At 70.7% G+C, this 20,623-nt stretch carries 19 protein-coding genes and 2 tRNA genes; 5 read left to right on the top strand and 16 right to left on the bottom strand.

Annotation, left to right across the window (positions count from 1 at the left end):
• Window positions 1-81: 81 nt before the first annotated feature.
• The 4 genes from ABT170_RS25520 to ABT170_RS25535 all read right to left on the bottom strand — a co-directional run bounded on the left by ABT170_RS25520 (window position 82) and on the right by ABT170_RS25535 (window position 5,732).
• Window positions 82-155 (bottom strand) — tRNA-Met (locus tag ABT170_RS25520).
• Window positions 156-319: 164 nt separating this feature from the next.
• On the bottom strand, window positions 320-2,386 hold the full coding sequence (locus ABT170_RS25525; protein ID WP_351871052.1) for a tetratricopeptide repeat protein: 2,067 nt from the start codon (window positions 2,384-2,386) through the stop codon (window positions 320-322).
• Window positions 2,387-2,610: 224 nt separating this feature from the next.
• Window positions 2,611-2,684 (bottom strand) — tRNA-Met (locus ABT170_RS25530).
• A 42-nt stretch (window positions 2,685-2,726) separates the two neighbouring features.
• Complete coding sequence (locus ABT170_RS25535) at window positions 2,727-5,732, bottom strand: UPF0182 family protein (protein ID WP_329946557.1); 3,006 nt, start codon at window positions 5,730-5,732, stop codon at window positions 2,727-2,729.
• A gap of 137 nt (window positions 5,733-5,869) precedes the next feature.
• Here ABT170_RS25535 and ABT170_RS25540 point away from each other — a divergent pair, with 137 nt between their 5' ends.
• Window positions 5,870-6,430 (top strand): PPA1309 family protein, encoded by a 561-nt coding sequence (locus ABT170_RS25540; RefSeq protein WP_266923633.1) that lies wholly within the window; start codon window positions 5,870-5,872, stop codon window positions 6,428-6,430.
• A gap of 22 nt (window positions 6,431-6,452) precedes the next feature.
• On the opposite strand, the gene ABT170_RS25545 is transcribed toward ABT170_RS25540, so the two are convergent.
• The 4 genes from ABT170_RS25545 to ABT170_RS25560 all read right to left on the bottom strand — a co-directional run bounded on the left by ABT170_RS25545 (window position 6,453) and on the right by ABT170_RS25560 (window position 9,684).
• Complete coding sequence (locus ABT170_RS25545; protein WP_351871055.1) at window positions 6,453-7,559, bottom strand: YlbL family protein; 1,107 nt, start codon at window positions 7,557-7,559, stop codon at window positions 6,453-6,455.
• Between the two features lie 100 nt (window positions 7,560-7,659).
• Window positions 7,660-7,830, bottom strand: a complete 171-nt coding sequence (locus ABT170_RS25550; RefSeq protein ID WP_266802961.1) for a hypothetical protein — start codon at window positions 7,828-7,830, stop codon at window positions 7,660-7,662.
• 128 nt (window positions 7,831-7,958) lie between these two features.
• On the bottom strand, window positions 7,959-8,420 hold the full coding sequence (locus ABT170_RS25555; protein ID WP_329946181.1) for a molybdenum cofactor biosynthesis protein MoaE: 462 nt from the start codon (window positions 8,418-8,420) through the stop codon (window positions 7,959-7,961).
• 121 nt (window positions 8,421-8,541) lie between these two features.
• Window positions 8,542-9,684, bottom strand: a complete 1,143-nt coding sequence (locus ABT170_RS25560; RefSeq protein ID WP_329946182.1) for an SDR family oxidoreductase — start codon at window positions 9,682-9,684, stop codon at window positions 8,542-8,544.
• A 190-nt stretch (window positions 9,685-9,874) separates the two neighbouring features.
• Between ABT170_RS25560 and ABT170_RS25565 the strand changes: the two genes are divergently transcribed.
• Window positions 9,875-11,359, top strand: coding sequence for a zinc-dependent metalloprotease (locus tag ABT170_RS25565; protein WP_351871060.1), 1,485 nt, complete (start codon window positions 9,875-9,877; stop codon window positions 11,357-11,359).
• On the top strand, window positions 11,356-11,910 hold the full coding sequence (locus tag ABT170_RS25570) for an NUDIX hydrolase (protein WP_351871063.1): 555 nt from the start codon (window positions 11,356-11,358) through the stop codon (window positions 11,908-11,910). The genes ABT170_RS25565 and ABT170_RS25570 overlap by 4 nt, the downstream gene beginning before the upstream one ends.
• Window positions 11,911-12,059: 149 nt before the next feature.
• Here the strand turns inward: ABT170_RS25570 and ABT170_RS25575 are convergent, their stop codons facing one another.
• The 4 genes from ABT170_RS25575 to ABT170_RS25590 form a co-directional block, all read right to left on the bottom strand.
• Window positions 12,060-12,815, bottom strand: coding sequence for an AIM24 family protein (locus ABT170_RS25575; RefSeq protein ID WP_329946185.1), 756 nt, complete (start codon window positions 12,813-12,815; stop codon window positions 12,060-12,062).
• A 19-nt stretch (window positions 12,816-12,834) separates the two neighbouring features.
• Window positions 12,835-13,515, bottom strand: coding sequence for an AIM24 family protein (locus ABT170_RS25580; RefSeq protein ID WP_329946186.1), 681 nt, complete (start codon window positions 13,513-13,515; stop codon window positions 12,835-12,837).
• Between the two features lie 11 nt (window positions 13,516-13,526).
• Window positions 13,527-15,140, bottom strand: a complete 1,614-nt coding sequence (locus ABT170_RS25585; RefSeq protein WP_351871066.1) for a TerD family protein — start codon at window positions 15,138-15,140, stop codon at window positions 13,527-13,529.
• A 128-nt stretch (window positions 15,141-15,268) separates the two neighbouring features.
• Window positions 15,269-15,892: a M48 metallopeptidase family protein gene (locus tag ABT170_RS25590; protein ID WP_266923616.1), complete on the bottom strand. Its 624-nt coding sequence runs from the start codon at window positions 15,890-15,892 to the stop codon at window positions 15,269-15,271.
• 190 nt (window positions 15,893-16,082) lie between these two features.
• Here ABT170_RS25590 and ABT170_RS25595 point away from each other — a divergent pair, with 190 nt between their 5' ends.
• Entirely contained in the window at window positions 16,083-17,228 is a 1,146-nt protein-coding gene (locus ABT170_RS25595; RefSeq protein WP_351871069.1) for a ThiF family adenylyltransferase, read from the top strand.
• 64 nt (window positions 17,229-17,292) lie between these two features.
• On the top strand, window positions 17,293-18,687 hold the full coding sequence (locus ABT170_RS25600) for an ABC1 kinase family protein (RefSeq protein WP_351871072.1): 1,395 nt from the start codon (window positions 17,293-17,295) through the stop codon (window positions 18,685-18,687).
• 103 nt (window positions 18,688-18,790) lie between these two features.
• On the opposite strand, the gene ABT170_RS25605 is transcribed toward ABT170_RS25600, so the two are convergent.
• From ABT170_RS25605 to ABT170_RS25620, 4 genes are all read right to left on the bottom strand, one after another.
• The gene (locus tag ABT170_RS25605; protein WP_351871169.1) at window positions 18,791-19,057 is read right to left on the bottom strand and encodes a hypothetical protein; all 267 of its coding nucleotides are present in this window, start codon (window positions 19,055-19,057) and stop codon (window positions 18,791-18,793) included.
• Between the two features lie 178 nt (window positions 19,058-19,235).
• The gene (locus ABT170_RS25610; RefSeq protein ID WP_329946191.1) at window positions 19,236-19,595 is read right to left on the bottom strand and encodes a putative WhiB-interacting protein; all 360 of its coding nucleotides are present in this window, start codon (window positions 19,593-19,595) and stop codon (window positions 19,236-19,238) included.
• A complete protein-coding gene (locus tag ABT170_RS25615; protein ID WP_266923609.1) occupies window positions 19,592-19,969 on the bottom strand; it encodes a WhiB family transcriptional regulator in 378 nt (125 codons plus the stop codon). Before ABT170_RS25615 ends, ABT170_RS25610 begins: the two co-directional genes overlap by 4 nt.
• 173 nt (window positions 19,970-20,142) lie before the next feature.
• Window positions 20,143-20,478 (bottom strand): hypothetical protein, encoded by a 336-nt coding sequence (locus ABT170_RS25620; RefSeq protein WP_329946192.1) that lies wholly within the window; start codon window positions 20,476-20,478, stop codon window positions 20,143-20,145.
• Window positions 20,479-20,623 lie beyond the last annotated feature (145 nt).

Raw genomic sequence — 20,623 nt, forward strand, 5'->3', positions numbered from 1 at the left:
TTGGCCACCGTCACCGGCTTCCAGCGCATGGAACATGACAGAGGCCCGGATCCTTGGAAGGATCCGGGCCTCTGTCTTCAGTAGCGGGGACAGGATTTGAACCTGCGACCTCTGGGTTATGAGCCCAGCGAGCTACCGAGCTGCTCCACCCCGCGTCGATGAATGCAACACTACGGCACCCCTGCCGACCAGTGCAAATTCATATGGACATACCGTTCCCGCGACCCGCCCCGACCGGCCCGCTCCAGACACGGGGCCCACCGGAGGGGGCCGGGACCCCGACCGGACCGACCGGGCCGGAGGGGGCGGCCGGGCCCTCCTACGCGGTGAGCTCCTGGTGCAGCGCCTCGCGCAGCCGGGCCGCCCGCTCGGCGACCTCCGCCGGTCCCAGCTCGACGGCGCGGGCACACCAGCGCTGCCCCTCGGCGAGCTCCCCCCGGCGGGCGGCGAGCAGGGCCAGGCGCAGCGCCGCCCGGCCGTGACCGGCCTGCGCGGCCCGGCTCCACCACAGGGCCGCCTCGCGCTCGCTGCCCTCGCGGGCGAGCAGCAGTCCGAGGTTGAAGGCGCCGTTGCGGCTGCCCGCCTCGGCCGCCTCGCGGTACCAGTGCGCCGCGCTGTCCACGTCGCCGCGGGCCGCGGAGAGCATCCCGACCCGGACCTGGGCGCGGCGGTGGCCCTGCTGGGCGGCCCGCTCGTACCACTCCTCGCACTCCGTCCTCTCCGGCATCGGCTCACCGAGCGCCGGCGGTCCGGGCGGCGGCTGGCGCGAGTCCAGGACCCCGGCCAGCCGGAAGGCGGCCTCGGCGCTGCCGCCGCCGGCCGCGCAGCGCAGATGGCGCTCGGCCTCCTGCTCCTCGCCCTCGCGCAGCAGGGCCATGCCGACCTGGAGCGCGGCATCGATGTGCCCGGCCGCCGCCGCCCGCTGGTACCAGCCCAGCGCCGTACGGTCCTCGTCCCGTCCGGCGTGCAGGATGCCGAGGTTGAAGGCCGCGTCCACGCTGCCCGCCTCGGCGGCCTTGGAGAACCAGGGCTCGGCCCCGGTGTGGTCACCGGCCTGGAGCAGGAGCACGGCCAGGGCGTTGGCGGCTTCGCGGTGTCCGGCGTAGGCGGCACGGCGGTACCACTGCTCGGCCTGCGGCGTACGGTCCTGGGCGGCGCAGAGCAGCCCGAGGTTGTAGGCGCCGTTGACGTCACCCGCGTCCATGGCGGCGCGGTACCAGCGCTCGGCGGTCTGCTGCTCACCGCGTGCGGCGTGCAGGGCTCCCAGGGCGTTGGCGGCGTTGCCGTTGCCGTCCTGGGCGGCACGCAGCCACCACACGGCCGCGCTCTCCTCGTCGCCCGCGTCACGCAGCAGGAAGCCGAGGGCGCAGGCGGCGCGGGGCTCGCCGTCCTTGGCGGAGGTGAGGTACCAGCGGCCGGCCTCCTTGAGCTCGCCCCGCTGTTCCAGGATCGCGCCGAGGTGCAGCGCGGCACGCCGGTGTCCCCGGGCGGCGGCCTGCCGGTACCACTGCTCGGCCTCGCCGACGCGCCCGGCGGCCGGACCCGCCACGGGGCCGTCGGCCCGGCCCCGGCCCGCGCCCCCGGCCGGGGACGGCGGGGTCCGGCCCGCACCGCCGGACAGCACCGCGCGGCCGGGGCCGAAGGCGTCGTGCGGGTCCTCGACGGCGTTCCGCTCCAGGGCGCGGGCCAGGCGGTAGGCGGCCTCCCGGTGGCCCTGCTCGGCGGCGGCGCGCAGCCAGCGCTCGGCGCCGACGTCGCTGCGGTGCTCCAGCAGGTCGGCCAGGGCATAGGCGCCCAGCGCGTGCCCCTGCTCGGCGGACTGGCGCAGCCAGTACTCGGCACCGGGCTCGTCGCCGCGCTCCCGCAAGTGGCGGCCGAGCGCGTGCGCGGCGGCGGCGGAGCCGGCGACGGCGGCGATGCGCCACCATCCGGCGGCCTCGTCGGGGTAGCCGCGCTGGTGGAGGAGGACGCCCAGGTTGTTGGCGGCGGCCCGGTCGCCGTCGGCGGTGGCCGCGCGCAGATGGGTCTCGGCGGCGTCCAGGTCCCCCCGGCGCAGCAGCATCGCGCCGAGGACGCTCATCGACGCCGTGTCCCCGGCTTCGGCCGCACGGCGGTGGCGTGCCTCGCTCTCGGCGTTGTCGGCCGCGTCGACGGCGTCGGTGGTGCACAAGTTGTCAGCGATCTCAGCGGCGTCGCCGGTGCTCGCGGCACCCCTGGCGTGCGTCGCACCGGCGGCACCCGTGGTGCCGGTCATGTCCGCGGTTCCGGCCGGCCCGGCCATGGAAGCGACAAATGCCCCATCTATCGCCTTATCGCTCTCATGGCCGCGACGCTGCACAAACCGCCCTGTCTCCAACAGAGTTGCCCTGTCCCCCATAAATACCATCGTCGCACCACCTACAACCCCGCGTACACCGTGAATATCGCGGCCAGTGAGGTCACTTCAGCGTTTTGTCGACATGCCCACAGGGAGACAAGTCAAACACGTCCGGCTCCAACTCGTGCCCAACGAACCGCACTTCACGCGCATCGCGCGAGAAAGACCCGGAGCGGGATCTGATGACATGACGAAGGCCCGGATCCCATAGGATCCGGGCCTTCGTTTTTCAGTAGCGGGGACAGGATTTGAACCTGCGACCTCTGGGTTATGAGCCCAGCGAGCTACCGAGCTGCTCCACCCCGCGCCGTTGTGTTCAAACAGTACCACGGCGCGGGGCGGGGCTTTCTCAGCTGCCCTGGTCGCTGCCCTGCTCGTCCGCCTTGTCGGCCTTCTCGGTCCGGATGTCCGCCTTGTCGGCGTCACCGGCCGGTCCGGCGGAGTCGGTGGCCGGCTTGCCCGCGGCACTCGCGGGCTTGTCGGCCGGGCTGCCCGCCTTGGGCTGGGCCGCCGCCGCCCGCTTGAGGGCGTCCTCCAGGTCGGCCTGAGCCTTGCCGTAGGCGGTCCAGTCCTGCTTCTTCAGGGCCGCCTCACCCTCGGTGTACGCCTTCTGGGCATCCGCGATGGCCTGCTTCAGTGCGGCGTCCCCGGTGGCCGGGGGCTCGGTGGGCTCGGTCGGCGGCTCGGTGGGCTCGGTCGGCGGGGTCGTCGTATCGCCCTCGACCCCGAAGACCGCGTTCAGCGCCTCCCCGAGACTGTTCTCGAAGACGATCTTCGATCCGTACGAGGCGGCCACCTTGCGCAGCAGCGGGTAGTTCTGCGTGCCACCACGCGTGTAGACCGGCTCGATGTAGAGGAAGCCCCCTTCGAGGGGAACCGTCAGCAGATTGCCGTACTCGATGTCCGAGTCGGTGCCCTTGAGGTTCCTCACGAACTCGGCGACGTCGTCGTTGCCGTTCAGCTCACTCTGTACCTGCCCCGGGCCCTTCACCGTGGTGGTGACCCGCAACAGTCTTATGGTTCCGTAGTCCTTGCTGGCCGCGTCCGCGTCCACCGCCATGAACGCCCCCAGGTCGGGGCGGCCCTTCGGGGTGAACGTGGTCGTCAGCGAGAACTTCTGCGCGTCCTGGCCCGGCATCTTCATGCTCAGGTAGTACGGCGGAACGGCGCCCGGCTCCTTGTTGGTCGGGTCGTCCGGCACCTGCCACGCGTCACTGCCGCTGTAGAACTGCGCGGGGTCCACGACGTGGTAGCGGGTGAGCAGCTCGCGCTGGACCTTGAACAGGTCCTGCGGGTACCGCAGGTGGTCCATCAGTTCCTGCGGGATGTCCGCGCGGGCCTTCACGGTCCCGGGGAATGCCTTGCGCCAGGTCTTGAGCACCGGGTCCTCGGTGTCCCACTCGTAGAGCTTGACCTTGCCGTCGTACGCGTCGACGGTGGCCTTCACCGAGTTGCGGATGTAGTTGACCTGGTTCTGCTGGGCGACGACCGCGCGCTGGTTGGTGGTCAGCGAGTCGGCCGTGGTGTCCCCGAGCGTCGTGCGCGAGGCGTACGGGTAGCCGTTCGTCGTGGTGTACGCGTCGACGACCCACTGGATACGTCCGTCGACGACCGCCGGATAGGCGTCGCCGTCGATGGTCAGCCACGGGGCGACGGCCTCGACCCGCTCCTTGGGCGTGCGGTTGTAGAGGATCCGGGAACCCTCGCCGATCGCTCCCGAGTACAGGATCTGCGGCTCGCTGAAGGAGACCGCGTAGGCGGCGCGGTTGAACGCGTTGGAGAGACTGACCCCGCTGTTGCCCTTGTAGCTGGTGGTCTTCTCGCCGTCCTCCTCGTAGTCGAGCTCCTTCTGGGGCCCGCCGACGATGGAGTACTGCTCGGTCTTCTCGCCGTAGTAGATCCGCTGCTCGTAGTCGCCCAGCTCACCGGTGGCCGGCAGACCCGACTCGGTGAAGTCGGGGGAGCCCGCCGGGTTCGTACCGGTGGTCGTGCCCCGGGCCGCGATGGCGCCGTAGCCGTGGGTGTACGTGAAGTGGTCGTTGATCCAGTTCCGCTTGGGCAGGCCCTGGAGGTTGAGCTCGCGCAGACCGATGACGGTGTCCTGTTCCTTGCCGTCCTTGCCCTTGTAGCGGTCCACGTCCAGGGTCTTGGGGAACTGGTAGTAGTTCCTCTTCTGCTGGAGCTGCTGGAAGGCCGGGGAGACGACGTTGGGGTCCATCACGCGGTAACTGGCCGCCGCGTCCGCGCTCGCGCGCAGCTTGGTGTCGTCGGTCGTGGTGGCCTTGCCCGCGTAGTCGTCGACCTGGGCGTCATCGATGTCGTACGCGTCCCGCGTCGCCTCGATGTTCTTCCTGATGAACGGTGCTTCCTTGGCCTGCTCGTTCGGCTGGACCTGGAACTTCTGCACGATCGCCGGGTAGAGCCCGCCGATCAGGATCGCGGAGAGCACCATCAGGCCGAAGCCGATCACCGGCAGCTGCCAGGTGCGGCGCCACAGCGTCGCGAAGAACAGCACGGCACAGATCGCGGCGATGCAGAAGAGGATGGTCTTCGCCGGGAGGTAGGCGTTCGCGTCGACGTACCGCAGGCCCGTCCAGTTGTCCGTGGCCTTGAAGTCACTGGACTTCACGGCCAGGCCGTACCGGTCGAGCCAGTAGGCCACGGCCTTCAGGGAGACGAAGATGCCCAGGAGCACCGAGAGGTGCCCGGTGGCCGCACCCGTCGCCCGCGCGCCGGGGCTGGTGATGCGCAGCCCGCCGTACAGGTAGTGGGTCAGCGCGGCGGCGATCAGCGAGAGCACCGTCGCCGCGAAGCCGAAGCCCAGCAGGAAGCGGTACCACGGCAGGTCGAAGGCGTAGAAGGCCACGTCCAGCTTGAACTGGGGGTCCTTCTGCCCGAACGGCACGCCGTTGATGTACATCAGCCACGTCCGCCACTGGCCGGAGGCGGAGGCCCCGGCGATCAGTCCGACGAGCGCGGTGATCGCGAGCAGCACCCACTTCTTGTACGGGGCGACGCTCATGCGGTAGCGGTCCAGGCTCTGCTGCTCCAGCGACATCGCGCTCAGCGGCGGCCGGAGCCGGTGCGCGAGCCAGATGTTCACGCCGATGGCGATGGCCATCAGCAGCCCGAACACGAGGAACAGTCCGATCTTGGTCCACAGGGTGGTGGTGAAGACGGACGAATACGCGACCGACCGGTACCAGAGCCAGTCCGTCCAGAACCCGGCGAACATGACGAAGGCCATGGCGAGAACCGCCAGAACGCCCAGTGTCATGAGCAGGGTACGGACGCGCCGGGACGGGCGGCCGACTCTGATCCGTGGCCCGGTCGGGCCTCCGCCGCGGTCCGGCATCTGGAAAGCCAACGTGCGCACCTCGAAGTTATCGGTCGTGTAGAAGCGGGCCCCGCGATCGTAGAGCCCACCTAAGCAACTTACTGAGGCTTTACCTAGTTCCCGTTCCTGGGGCGGAAGGAGGCAGGATATTCACCATGCCCAACGTTTCCCCCTCTGGCCCTCCGATGGCCGCGAGCCCCCTCACCGTCGCCGTCCTCGAAATCGACACCTACGCCTCCAGCCTCGGCTGGGACCAGCCGGCCCGGCTGTTCGCCCTCGTGGACACCGCCCGCCTGCGGGTCCAGGAGCCCGGCCTCGCCGCTCAGCTCGGTCTGGACGACGCCGGCGCGACGACCGCCTCCCTCACCCCCATCGAGCAGGAGGAGCTCCCCGCCGGCACCGCGCTGGACGACTTCCTCGGCACGATCGCCTGGCCCGACGCGGTGGTCGGGTGCGCCATGACGGTGGAGCGGCTGATGCTGCCGCCGTCCGCCGAGGCCTCCGTACCGGAAGGACTCAGCGACAAACAGCTGACCAAGTGGGTCGCCAAGCACCCGGACCGGCAGGAGGTGCGGATGACCGTGGCCGTGCTGCGGGACGGCGCGCGGGAGTCGGCCGTGCGGCTGCGCGAGAAGGACTCCCCCACCGAGGTCCTGACCGGCGCGGGTCTGGTTCCGGGACTGGCCGAGGCCCTGGCGGCGACCTTCGAGTCCTGACCGTCCCGGGGGCGGACGGCCGTCAGCCCGCCGAGCAGCTCGGCAGCGCGGCCGTCTTCCCGTCCCGGATCATCTCCATCGACTTCTTGGCGTCGCTGAGCGTCTTCACCCTGACCAGGGTGAGCCCGCTCGGCGTGTCGGAAGCCGCGGCGGCGCAGTTGTCGTCCGGGGTGAGGAAGTAGCGCGCGCCCGCGTCACGGGCGCCGACCAGCTTCATGTTGATCCCGCCGATCGGGCCGACCTTGCCCGCGTCGTCGATCGTTCCGGTTCCGGCGACGAACTTGCCGCCGGTCAGCTTGTCGGGCGTCAGCTTGTCGATGATGCCCAGCGAGAACATCAGGCCGGCGCTGGGGCCGCCCACGTCGGCGAGCTTGATGTCGATCTCGAACGGGAAGGTGTGGTCCAGTCCGGCCCGGATGCCGACGATCGCGCGGTTCTCCTCGGGCGCGTTCTTGGCGGTGGGTGCCTTCTCCGTGGTGATGGTGACCTTCTCGCTGCCCTCGGGCTCCCGGCCCGCCTTCTCCGCGGCGGCGGCCTCCTTGGCCGGGACGACGGTGAACGTGACGTCCTGGCCGGGCTTGTGCTCGGTGACGAGCTCGGCGACGTCGCCGGGCTCCTTGACCGCGGTGCCGTCCACGGCCTTGATCACATCGCCCGCGTGCAGCTTGCCCTGGGCGGGGCTGTCCTTGACGACGGTGGAGACCACCACCCGCGAGGACACCGGAATGCCCAGCTCCTCCAGGGCGGCGACCTTGGCGCTCTCCTGGGACTGGCTGAACTCCTCGGCGTTCTCCTGCGTCGACTGCTCTTCCGTCTTGCCGTCGGGGTAGAGGGTGTCGTGCGGCACGATCACGCTGTCGTGGGCCAGCCAGCCGTACACGGCCTCGACGATGTTCATGTTGTACTCCGCGCCGGTGACGCGGACCGTCGTCATGTTGAGATGACCCGACGTCGGGTACGTCTTGTGGCCGGAGATATGGAGTACGGGCTCGCCACGCGCGTCGCCGAGTGTGTTCACCGTCGGCCCGGGAGACATCTCCGAGTACGGCACTTTGATCAGCACACCGGCGCAGAGAAGCGCGATGAGGACGAGGGTGGAGGCGAGCATCGTCGCGGTGCGGCGTGGCATGGAACGACAGTACGGGAAGGGCCTGTGAGTGCACCGCCAGGGCCGGTCCGTACGAGGCCGGCAGCACGGCGGCGGAAGGTGTCACGCGGCGGGCGCTGCCTCAGAGGACGTCGGAACCGGAGTGCGACTTCTCCATCGCGTCACGGAATCTGGCATACCCGGCGAGTTCGGAGACATCGCCGGTGGTGCGGTTGCGCGCGGCCCAGCTTCCCCATATCGCAGCACCGACAGCAGCGAAAAGCGGAATCAGCAGCCAAGCGAGTGCAGCCATGACGACCTCCCTACCCCGTGAGCGACCGCGAGTGACCGATCAGCAGATTAGCGATCCGGAAGTCCAACGCTCACGGCAGGGGTGCGGTTACGCAAATCGGGCCTGATGCCCCGGGCCGGGGTTTGCGCTCAGCAGGCGCCGACCCACTCCTCCGTACCGTCGGAGAACCGCTGGTGCTTCCAGATCGGAACCTCGTGCTTGAGGTCGTCGATCAGCTTGCGGCAGGCCTCGAAGGCCTCCGCGCGGTGCGGGCAGGAGACGGCGACGACCACCGCCAGATCTCCCACCTCCAGTTCACCCACCCGGTGGACCGCGACGAGCGCGCGCACCGGGAAATCGGCGACGACCTTCTCGGCCACCCGGCGCAGCTCGTCCTGGGCCGACGGGTGGCAGGAGTAGCCGAGCGCGCCGACGTCCTGGCCCTGGTCGTGGTTGCGCACCGTGCCGGCGAAGAGGGCGATACCGCCCGCGGCGTCGTCCCCGACGGCGCGGAAGACCTCGTCGACGGAGAGCGGTGTCTCCCGGATCGCCAGCAGCCGGATGGGGTCCTGGGCCGCCTGCTCGCCGGGGTGGTCGTGGGTGCGTGCCATGGGGCCCATGGTGCCGCACGGCGCCGCCGACACGGAATTGCGCGTTCGACCGGCGGGCCGCCGGCCGGGTTGGAGCCTCCTACAGGTGCCCCGGGGACTCCCCCTTCCGGCAGGGCGGTGCTCAGATGCGGCGGCGCGCCTTGCGGGCGCGGCGGACCAGGGCCGCCGTACCGAGCAGGGCGACGGTCGCACCGGCGGCACCGGCAGCGGTGGCGTCCTTGCGGCCGAGGCGGCGTCCGGCGAGCGTGTGGCGCCCCTCCACCTCTTCGAGCAGGGCTCCGAGAACGTCCTCGTTGGTCCACTTCGGACGCCACCCCACGTCGTGCAGACGGCTCACGCTGACCACCCAGGGGTGCATCGTGTACGCCAGGTCGCCCGCCGGGGAGGGCGTGAGGCCGATCCGGTGGAGCCGGGCGGCGGCGCCGAGCGCGACGGCCGACGGCAGCTCCATCCGGCGTACGCCGCTGAGCTCCTCGACCTCCTCCTGTTCCAGCCATCCGTCGCAGCCGACCGCGAACTCGCCGTCGATCCGCTCCAGAGCGGCGTATTCCAGGGCGCTGACCAGGTCGTCCACATGGCAGAACTGCCAGGTGGGACGCGATCCGGCGACGACGAGGAGCCGCGGCGACTCGAAGTAGCGGGTCAGCGCCGTGTCGGTGCCGCCGACCAGGACGGTGGGGCGCACGACGGTGACATTGAGCCCGGGGTGGGCGCGGGGCGCGCGACGGCCGAGCCGTTCGATCTCCAGCAGGTCCCCGACGCCGGTGGCCTCCGCCGTGGCGCGCAGTTCGGCGTCCTCGGCGAGCGGGATGTCGTTGTCGGGCAGGGCCCCGTAGACCATCGCCGAGGTGCACAGGACCACCCGGTGGACCCCTACCGCCGCGGCGGCCGTCAGCACGGTCTGCGTGCCGCGTACGTTGTACGCGGTCCGGGCCGCGGGGTCGGTCTCCAGGTCGAGGTCGAGCGCCAGATGCACCACGACGTCCGCGCCGCGCAGCTTCTCGGCGATGGCGGGGTCCCGGACGTCCAGGATGTGCCAGGTCGCCTCGGATGCCTCCCCGCGGCGCTCGTCGATGGCGATGACCTGCTTGATCTCGTCGGAGGCGACGAGGTGCGCGGTGAGCAGTTCACCGATGCCGGTCGCGGCACCGGTGACCGCGACGACGGGGCCCCGGCTCTTGGAGCGGTTTTTTTCGGGCTTGTTCTCGGGCGAGGGGTCGGTCAGGTTTCGCGCTGCGCGAACCTGTGGATCTGGGGAACTCACCGGGCGTCTCCAGCGGTTGTCTTCAGTACGTACCCGAATGACGCGTACGTACCAGGTGGCGTCCATCCTGCCGCAGGCCGGGAGCCGGCGGAGCACTGAGGCCCCGAGCGGGCTTGGTGTCTACGCTGGATGGTGATGTCGGGCAGTCGCCGTCGGTTCGAGCCGGCGGCCCTACGAGCCGAGGAAACCCGTGAGTGACACCCCATTCGGATTCGGCCTTCCGCCGGAGGAGCCTGAGAACGGCGACGAGGGCAAGAAGAAGGACCCCACCGAGGGTGGGCAGGGCGCGGGCGGGCCTGCGAACCCGTTCGGCTTCGGGCCGGGCGCGGGCGGGGACAACCCGTTCGCGGCGATGTTCGGCGCGATGAACCCGAACGACCTCGGCGCCGCGTTCCAGCAGCTCGGCCAGATGCTGAGCTACGAGGGCGGTCCCGTGAACTGGGACATGGCCAAGCAGATCGCCCGCCAGACGGTCTCCCAGGGCACCCCGGACGGCACCAAGGACGCGAGCGTGGGGCCTTCGGAGCGCACCGCGGTCGACGAGGCGCTGCGGCTGGCCGACCTCTGGCTGGACGGCGTGACCTCGCTGCCCTCCGGATCGGTCTCGACCGTGGCGTGGAGCCGCGCGGAGTGGGTCGAGGCGTCCCTTCCGGCGTGGAAGCAGCTGGTCGACCCGGTGGCCGAGCGTGTCGGCCTGGCGATGGGCGATGTGCTGCCCGAGGAGATGCAGGCCATGGCGGGCCCGCTGATCGGCATGATGCGGTCGATGGGCGGCGCCATGTTCGGTCAGCAGATCGGCCAGGCCGTGGGCGTGCTCGCCGGTGAGGTGGTCGGCTCCACGGACATCGGGCTGCCGCTCGGCCCGGCCGGCAAGGCCGCGCTCCTCCCGCTGAACGTGGAGCAGTTCGGCAAGGACCTGAGCGTCCCGCAGGACGAGGTGCGGCTGTACCTGGCCCTGCGCGAATCCGCCCATCAGCGGCTCTTCGCCCATGTTCCGTGGCTGCGCTCGCATCTGTTCGGTGCGGTCGAGGCGTACGCCCGGGGCATCAAGGTCGACACCAGCAAGCTGGAGGACGTCGTCGGCCAGTTCGATCCCTCGCAGCCGGAGCAGCTCCAGGACGCCCTTCAGCAGGGCATGTTCCAGCCGGAGGACACACCCGAGCAGAAGGCGTCGTTGGCCCGTCTGGAGACGGCGCTCGCGCTGGTCGAGGGCTGGGTGGACGCCGTGGTGCACGAGGCCGCCAAGTCCCGGCTGACCTCGGCCGACGCGCTGCGCGAGACGCTGCGCAGGCGCCGCGCCTCCGGTGGCCCGGCCGAGCAGACCTTCGCCACTCTCATCGGGCTCCAGCTGCGTCCGCGCCGGCTGCGGGACGCCTCGCGGCTGTGGGCCTCGCTCACGGACGCCCGGGGCGTCGACGGCCGGGACGGGCTGTGGGAGCACCCCGACATGCTGCCGACCGCCCAGAACCTGGACGACCCGGACGGCTTCGTCCACCACGAGCAGCTGGACTTCTCCGAGCTGGACAAGATGCTCGGCGAGGCCGCGAAGAGCTCGCAGAACCCTGCCGCCGAAGCGAAGGACCCCGCCGAGGGCGACAGCACGGGCCCCGGCGAGGACGGGCCGAAGGACGGCGGCGGCAAGGACGGCGGCGGCAAGGACGACAGCGACCGGTGAGCCTGCACGACGACGCCGTTCTCGTACTGAAGGGCTACGACGGGTCCGGGAGCGCGGACGCGGATCAGGCCGGGCTGCGGCAGGTCTATCTGGACCATCTCGCGGAGCACCCGGACGGCATGTGGAAGGCGTGCGGCGCCGGTCATGTGACGGCCAGCGCCCTGGTGGTCGATCCGGAGCGCGGCCGGGTCCTGCTGACCCTGCACAAGAAGCTCCGGATGTGGCTGCAGATGGGCGGCCACTGCGAGCCGGGGGACACCACGCTGGCGGCGGCGGCGCTCCGTGAGGCGACGGAGGAGTCCGGTATCCCCGGACTCGCCCTGCTGCCCGGCGGGCCGGTGCGGCTGGACCGGCACCCGATCCCGTCGCCCTGCCACTGGCATCTCGATGTGCAGTACGCCGCGCTGGCTCCGGCCGGTTCGACGGAGCGGATCAGCGAGGAGTCGCTGGACCTGCGCTGGTTCGCGTACGACGAGGTGGCGGCGGTGGCGGACGGGTCCGTCGTACGGCTGCTGGAGCGGACACGCGCCCTGCTGGGCAGGAGCGGGTAGCCGCCCGGCCCCGGGGCGGCCCTCCCCGCCGGGCGACCGGCGAAGGGGCGAGTGGACCTGTGCGTAAGGGGCGGTCTCCTGGGAGGCCGCCCCTTACCGCTGCCCTCGGCCGTCGCCGGCCGCCCGGATCAGTTGCGGGCGTTGTTCTGTCAGTTCCAGGCGTTGTTCTGGTTCTGGCCGTGGGAGCCCTGCTGGCCCATGCCGAACTGGGCACGCGCGCCCTGACCGATCTCGGCGTGCTGCGGCGGCAGGACCTCGCTGGGCTGGACCAGGGCGAACCCCTGACCGAGGAAGCTCAGCTCCCAGCCCTCTCCGGTGTTGCCGCGGCGCCGGAAGACACCGGTGGAATGCGTCTGGGCCTGCATCTGCACCCGCAGGGAGCTGGACCAGGCGACGATCGCGTCGGCGTCGGCGTTGACGTACTTGTCCGGGGTGACCTGCATCATCAGCGGCTGGCCGGAGGTCATGAGAGCGACCTTGCCGTTGCCGGAGATGTTGAGCTGGTACTTGCCGGAGCCGGAGATCCCGTACTGGCTGTCCACCGCGATGACCTCGGTGTGCAGGGAGGAGTCGAGGGCGAGGACATAGGCGCTGTCCACGGTGATGCCCTCGCGGTCGACATCCACCACGTGGATGTACTGGGCGAGATTGGCGAGGTAGACCGTGCCCTGGCCCGAGCAGCGCATCAGGTCCAGGCCCTCGCCGGTCGCCGCGCGGGCGCGCCGCTGCCCCTGCGACTGGTACTCACCGTCGAAGTCCATCAGTCCCTGGTAGGCGACCATGGCGCCCTTGCGGGCGAGGACGTCGTCGTGGCCGGTCAGCGCGACCCGCAGGAGCTGCGGGTTCTGGACCGTGTACCGGTCCTGGGTCTGCTGCTCGGTGTGGCTGAAAAGCGGACTCTGCATGATTGTTTCTCCCTCCCGCTCAGTTCCGGATCCGCAGGCGGTCGGTACTGTCCTCGCTCGGCTGGACGACGACGATGCCCTGTCCCGAGAAGGCCATCTGGTACGCCTCACCGCTGCCGCGCCCGATCAGCGAGGCGGCCTTGAAGCTGCGCTTGCCCTTCACCTTGAGGTTCGGGGACCACGCGACGAGCGCGTCCGGGTCGACGTACGTCTCGTCCTCGCCGCGTCCGCAGTCGACGACGATCGGGGTGCCCCGGGAGGTGATGGCGACCCAGCCGGTGCCCTGGATGACGACGTTCCACAGGCCCTGCCCGGTGAACTTGGACAGGCCCTTGACCCGCTCGACGCCCCAGGTGAGCTGGGCGTCGAAGGCGAGGAGATTGGTGCCGTTGACCGAGAGGGCGTCGTTGTTGAGGTTGATGACGACCACGTCGGCGCCGTAGTCGGCGAGATAGAGCAGTCCGTCGCCGGAACACTTCATGACGGGCGCGCCCTCGCCGGTGATCCACTGGGACGCGGCCTGACGGACGGCGGGCGGATTGGGCTCGTACTGGATGAAGCCCTCGTAGGCCACCATCGAGCCGGTACGCGCATAGAGGTCCTGCCCGGTGGCCATGGCGACCTTGAGCATGGTCTTGCCGTGGTTCTCCATGCGGGCCGTGACGGGGGTCGGGGCGTAGCCCGCGAGTTGCTGATTCATGACGGGCTCCCTCAGACCTCGTAGGGCTGGACGACGATGAAGTTGCCGGGGGCTCCCCGGAACTGGAGGTTCACGGTCTCCCCGCTGTGACCCGGATACGCGTTGCGGCGCAGCCGGACCTGGCTGGAGATGATCACCTGGGACGCGGCCGACCAGGCCACGACGGCGTTGCAGTCCGCGAACGTGGTCGGAGTCACCGGCAGAACGACCGGTGTTCCGTGCGTCTTGACAATGACGGTGCCGGTGCCCTGGAACTGCATGGTGAACAGGGCACCACCGGGGATGCCGTGGCCCTCGATCCGGCGGACCTCGTACTGGAGCGACTCGTCGAACGCGAGGACGCTCTCCGCGGAGATGCAGATGGCGTCGCCCTGCAGCTCGATGGGGTGCAGGTGCGAGCCCTCCTCCGCGAGGAAGACCTGGCCCTTGCCCGTACAGCGCATCAGCTGCATTTCCTGGCCGGTGGCGTTGCCGACTATGCGGCCCGCGAAACCCGCGCCCTTGTAGCCGAAGTCGACCTTGCCCTGATACATCACCATGCTGCCCTGACGGGCCAGCACGCCGGAGCCGCCCATGGTCAGGTCGACCCGCATGAGCTGCTGGTTCTGCGAGGTCCAGCGCTGACCGGTGGCCGTCTCCTTGTAGGGCTGGAGGGCGGCCTGGAGACCGGCACCGCCCTGGGGCACCCCCTGGGGCACGCCGGGAGGCATTCCACCGGGCGGCTGCTGCCCGAACGCCGGGGCCGGCTGGCCGAACGGGGCGGGCGCAGGCTGTCCGTACGGAGCGGGGGGCGCCTGCTGGCCGAACGGAGCCGCGGGCGGGGCGCCCTGGCCCGGGACCTGCCCGAACTGCGGCTGCTGGGGCGGCTGCCCCGGCTGCCCGTACGGGGACGGGGCCTGGGGTGCCATCGGCGCGGCCATCGTCGGCGCGGTGTGCATCGGCTGCTGCGGTGCGGGCGCGGGCGGGGCGCCGAAGGACGGTGCGGGCTGCGGGGTCTGGGGGGCGGGCGGGGCGCCGAAGGGCGGGGGCGCGGTGGCCCGGGCGGGAGGGGCGAACGACGGGACCGCGGCCTGCGGCTGCGGGTCGGCCGGTGCCTCCTCGGCGATCTCGCCGCCGAAGTTCTTCAGCAGGGCGTCGAGTCCGCCGTCGAAGCCCTGGCCGACCGCGGCGAAGCGCCAGACGTCCTTGAGGTAGAAGTCGCCCAGCATCACCGCACGCTCGGTGGTGAACTCCGAACCGTCGAAGGCGTACCTGACCACTTCCTCGCCGCCCGCGACGATCCGGATGTAGCCGGGGCCGACCTGCGACATCTGTCCGGCGCCGTCGAGAGTCGCGGTGAAGGACAGCTTGTGGATGTTCGCCGGAATGCGGTCGAGAGTGACGCGGAACGACTCGGTGTCGCCGGACTGCGCCCCGAGCAGCTGAATGGACTCCTCGGGCGATTTCGGCTGGTTGAAGAAGATGAAATACCGGTCGTCCGAGAGCTGCTCATTGGCGTCGAGGCCGAAGCAGCTGATGTCGAAGGTCAGTCCGGGGGCAGCGATCTGCACACCTACGTACAGATCCGTCCCCGGTGTGAGATCACTGATCTTGGCCTTGTGGCCGCGTTGGAATTCCCTGGCCATGCGTAACGACCGTCCCCCATCCCGAAGGTGAATGCGTCGCGTCAGGCTAACCGCAAACCCCGACATCGAGCTAAGTCGGTACACACCCGGTACAGAATCACCGAACGTCACCTTTCACCTACGCGGTCTCACTCCTCACGCGCGGCGGGCAGGTGCGGAAGCTGATCGGCGGCCACGACACCTTCCAGATAGCCGCGGGCCCGTTCGGTACGCGGATACGTCTCCAGAAGGCGCCAGAACCGCGGGCCGTGCCCGGGAACCAGCAGATGGGCCAGCTCATGGACCAGCACGTAGTCGACGACGTACTCCGGCATGCCCTGCAGCCGGTGCGACAGTCTGATGCTGCCCTCGGCCGGGGTGCAGGAACCCCACCGGGTGTTCTGGTTGGTCACCCAGCGCACCGACACCGGACGTGCCCGGCCGTCGAAATACTGGGCCGACAGCCGCTCGGCGCGCTCCGCCAGCTCGCTGTCCCCGAAGACGCGTTTGCTCTCCTGGGCCGCGAGCTTGTCCAGCATCACGCTCACCCAGCGCTGCTCCTCCGCCTCCGACATCCGGGCGGGGATCAGCACGATCGTGCGGTCGCCCTCCCGGTAGGCGGAGACCGTTCTCCTGCGCCGGGAGCTCCTGCGGACCTCGACGGCGCTCGTCGCCGGGGCACGGGACCGGTGGGCGGCCGCGCTGCGCTGAGGGGTTCCGGCGCTGCGCACGGGAGTCTCCCCGGCGGAACCGGGTGACGGGTCGGCGGGCACGCCATGACGTTACCCGCTGTCAGTGGGGGAAGTCCCGCCTCCGGGACGGTTCGGCGCCGATCCGCTGCTCGGCATGCACCATTTGAACGACTAATGCCCCACGCCTGTGGACAACTTTTCCCGCGCCTCGCCTCCGGCCTGCATTCTGACAACGGATCTACGGAACTGCGGATCGACCGGGGGAGAAGTCATGCATCCGATGCTGAAGCCCGCGCTGCGCCGGGCATGGCGTGGACGGAACACCGTGCAATTCGGTGTGACGCCCGCGCACGCGGTGACGCTGGGGCCGATGGATATCGCCACCGGCAGTTTTCTGGAACTGCTCGACGGCACACGCGGTCTGCCGCTGCTGCGCGAAGAGGCCCGCGCTCTGGACCTGTCTGACCGTCATGTGGACCTTCTCGTGCGGAGGTTGGCGGAGGCGGGGTTACTGGACGATCCGCGGGCAGGCGGCCCGGAGGCGGACGCCCTGCGGCTGCGCGCCGATGCCATGGAGCGGCAGCGCCCGGACGTGGCCTCGCTCTCCGTGGTCCATCCGGAGCCGGGCAGCGGGCTTCGGCGGCTCGCGGCCCGGCGGGCCATGCGGGTCCAGGTGCGGGGCGCGGGCCGGGTCGGTGCCACGATCGCCGCGGTGCTGTCCGGCTCGGGGGTGGGCCGGGTGGACGTGCTGGACGGTGGCCGCACCGAGCCGTGGGACGTCGCGCCGGGCGGCCTTCCGGCGGCGGCGGTCGGGGAGCGGCGGGACACCGCCGCCCGTCAGCTGGTCCGCCGCTCGGCGGTCGCCGGTTCCTCCCGCACGGCGGAGGCGGACCGGCCGCCGGACAGCGGCCCGCCCGGCCTGTCGCTGATCGTCGTCGCCCCCAGGGACGGCCTCGCGGTGTACGCACCGGACCCGGACGGCGCCGGACCCTGGATCTCTTCGGGCACTCCGCATCTGTACGCGGGGGTGATCGAGGCGACCGGAGTGGTCGGGCCGCTCGTCCTGCCGGGGGGAACGGGCTGCGCCGGCTGTCTGGCGCGGCATCGGGCGGACCAGGACCCGCAGTGGCCGAGGATGCTGACGCAGTGGCGGTCCGGCCGACGGGGCGCGGTGCCTGCCTGCGACCTGGGGCTGGCGACGGCGGTGGCCGGTCTGGCCGCGGCGCACGCGCTGTCCTTCCTGGACGGCGAACTGCCCGCGAGCACGGGCGCCCGCTGGGAGGCCGCGCTGCCGCTGTTGGACTGGCGCTCGGAGCGGATCGGACCGCATCACGACTGTCTCTGTGGTGCGGCCGGGCAGACTGAGGGGGAACTGACCTCCGAGGCCGGGCCGGCTCGCGACACAATGGCCGGGTGACCGCCGTCGACGGAGTGACACCGAAGGCTCAAGCGGCACGGCAGTCTGGGAACTGGAGGGGCACATGTCTGATCTTCCCCGGAAGGCGGTCACTCGTACCGCCAAACTGGCCGCTCTCCCGCTCGGCTTCGCCGGCCGTGCCACCTGGGGCCTGGGCAAGCGGATCGGCGGCAAGTCCGCCGAGCTCGTCGCCCGCGAGGTACAGCAGCGCACCGCGGATCAACTGTTCAAGACCCTGGGCGAGCTGAAGGGCGGGGCCATGAAGCTCGGCCAGGCCCTCTCGGTCTTCGAGTCGGCCCTGCCCGAAGAGGTCGCCGGACCCTACCGGGCCGCGCTCACCAAGCTTCAGGAAGCGGCACCGCCGATGCCGACCCGCACCGTCCACGGGGTGCTCGCGGAACGGCTCGGCGAGGACTGGCGGGAGCTGTTCGCCGAGTTCGACGACAAGCCGTCGGCCGCGGCTTCGATCGGACAGGTGCACCGCGCGGTGTGGCACGACGGCCGGGCGGTCGCCGTGAAGGTGCAGTATCCGGGTGCGGGTGAGGCTCTTCTCTCGGACCTCGCGCAGCTCAGCCGCTTCGCCCGGCTGCTCGGCCCGCTGATTCCCGGAATGGACATCAAGCCCCTCATCAAGGAGCTGCGCGACCGGGTGTCGGAGGAGCTGGACTACGAACTGGAGGCGCGGGCGCAGCAGGAACACGCCTCGGAGTTCGAGGACGATCCCGATGTGGTGATCCCGGGTGTGGTGCACCAGTCGGACCAGGTGCTGGTGACGGAGTGGATCGAGGGAATCCCGCTGTCCGAGGTGATCGCGGAGGGGACGGCGGAGCAGCGGGACCGCGCGGGCCAGCTGCTGGCCCGCTTCCTGTTCTCCGGCCCGGCACGCACCGGCCTGCTCCACGCCGACCCCCATCCGGGCAACTTCCGGCTGCTGCCCCCAAGGGCCGGGGAAGGCGACTGCGGGCAGTGGCGGCTGGGGGTGCTGGACTTCGGGACGGTGGACCGGCTGCCGGGCGGGCTGCCGCAGACCATCGGCGATTCCCTGCGGCTGACGCTGGAGGGCGATGCCGAGGCGGTGTACGAACGGCTGCGGGAAGAGGGTTTCGTCAAGGACTCGATCAGCCTCGCACCGGACGCGGTGCTCGACTATCTGCTCCCCATCATCGAACCGGCGCAGAGGGAGGAGTTCACCTTCACCCGCACCTGGCTGCGCACACAGGCCGCCCGGATCGCCGACCCGCGCTCCCCCGCGCACCAGTTGGGGAAGCAGCTGAATCTTCCGCCGTCCTATCTGCTGATACACCGGGTGACACTGAGCACGATCGGCGTGCTGTGCCAGTTGGGGGCGACGGTCCGGCTGCGGGACGAGCTCGAATCCTGGCTGCCGGGTTTCCTCGCGGAGTACGAAGAGGAGAACGAGGAGGCGGCCGAGCCGCGGGACGCGGTCGTGGAGGCGTAGCCGGCGGGAGGCGGGGAGGTGGGGCCACAGGGTCGCGGGCTCACGAGTCCACCGGCTCATGGGCTCGCGGGGGCGGGGTGAGCCGGGCTGTCGAGGGGCCGGGTCACCACCAGTCGGAGTCGAGGCGGCCTTCGATGGACCTGATGTGCTCACGGGCGCAGTCGTCACAGAAGTAATGGCGGACGCCGTTCTCCACGGAGCAGATCCAGGTCGCCGGAGCGCTCCCGCCCTCGGCGGCGGCACCGCAGCGGGCACACACCACGGGTTCGGCGTCCGGCGGTTCGGGCGGTCCCGGTGGTTCGCGCTGCTCCGGCGGTTCGGGCTGTTCCGGCTGTTCCGGCTGTTCCGGGGGATGCGTTTCCTCGTCCACCTCGTGACGATAGCGCCGGGCCCGACGCCCCGCGGCACAACGCACCGCGGGGCCGTCCCGTTCGGACGGCCCCGCGGTGGGGGTGGTGGCTGCTCACCGGGCAGAGCGGTTGCCGGGCAGCCGGGTGGTTCCGGTGGGTGCCCCGTTCCCGGCCGTCAGGCCGGAGGGGTACCCACCGTCAGTGCATGACAGCCATGGCCAGCGCACGGCGGGCGCGCATCGAGGCGCGCTCCGCACGGCGCTGCATCCGCCTGGCGGTCACCAGGCGCACGACCTGACGGCCGGCCTCGGCTTCCCTCAGGCGGTCGTGCATATGCGCACGAGCCATGGCTTCTGGGATGAGTTGCATCTCGCGGGTCCTGTTCTGACGCGAGTCGTTCGCGCCGATGATGGTGACGTCGGGGGTGGCGGAGCCGACGGGCTCCTTCGTGGGGGTGATCATTGGTGCCTGATTCCGGGGGTCATGGGTCTGGGGACGGTCGATGGTTCCGAGGCGCTTCACTCGTGTGGGGGCCTTGACCCCCAGGCCGGCGGTCACGCTGCGACCGGGTTCTTGCGCGGACGACCACGCGGCCGCTTGCGGGCGACGACGACGCCCTGCACGAAGAGCTCGCCACCCCAGACGCCCCACGGCTCGCGCCGCTCCTTGGCACCGGCGAGGCAGGCCTCGACGAGCGGGCAGGTCCGGCAGAGGGTCTTGGCGTACTCGACATCGGCCGGCGACTCGGCGAAGAAGACCTCCGGGTCGTAGGAACGGCAGGGGACGGGCACACCGAGGTTCTCGATGGCGTCGTCGAGCGCGGTGAGCGAGGTGAGCGGGGCGAGCGTGGTCAAGGTGGAGTCCTCCGTGAGGCCGGGCGGGGAGATCGTGTCGGAAGGCGGTACGGACGGGGCGTGCGCTTCGAGTTGCACGGTGGGTGGTGTCCTCGTCTGGTCGTGCCGGCCTGTTGGCCGGTTGGCGGCTGGTACCAGGTACTGCTTGTCCCGAGGCTCCTTCGTCGCGTCTCATCCGTTCGGACAAAACAAAAGGGCCGCGGATCCCGAGTGGGGTTCCGCGGCCCTGAAGGCGCCGGCCTGATGCAGGATCAGGCTGGATCACTCCAGGGTTCAGGCCCACGGAAGGCCCACATCGTGTGGTGCTGCTTCGTCTTCTGCTCGGCTCCGGCACCGACTGCCGCAAAGGCATAGGCCTGAGCCTGTGTCGCCTTCGCTACTGCTGCCGCCGGTGCCTGGAACGGTCGCTCATTGCGCTCCCGCGTCACGGGGAGGCTTGCCGGGGACAGCGGGCTGACGGCGGAAAGGGAGAAGCCGGACAGACCGGTGCCACGCAGCGAGAATTCCGAAGAGCAGGCGAGGCCGAGCGAGTAGGCGGAGACGACCGAGCGATCGGTCATTTTGATGGTGTTGGTGATGCTGATCACAGGAATCGCCTCCTCTCGGCGTCTCGGGGGACCGGCCGGAGCCGGTCCTGCGTATTCGGATAAGTACAGCACGGAATCAGGGCTTCAGAGAAGACGCTGTTCCCGTGGTTAAGAACCTATGGTGATGACTGGGGCAGGCGCAAAC

Source organism: Streptomyces sp. NPDC001787, assembly GCF_040297465.1.
Classification (GTDB): domain Bacteria; phylum Actinomycetota; class Actinomycetes; order Streptomycetales; family Streptomycetaceae; genus Streptomyces.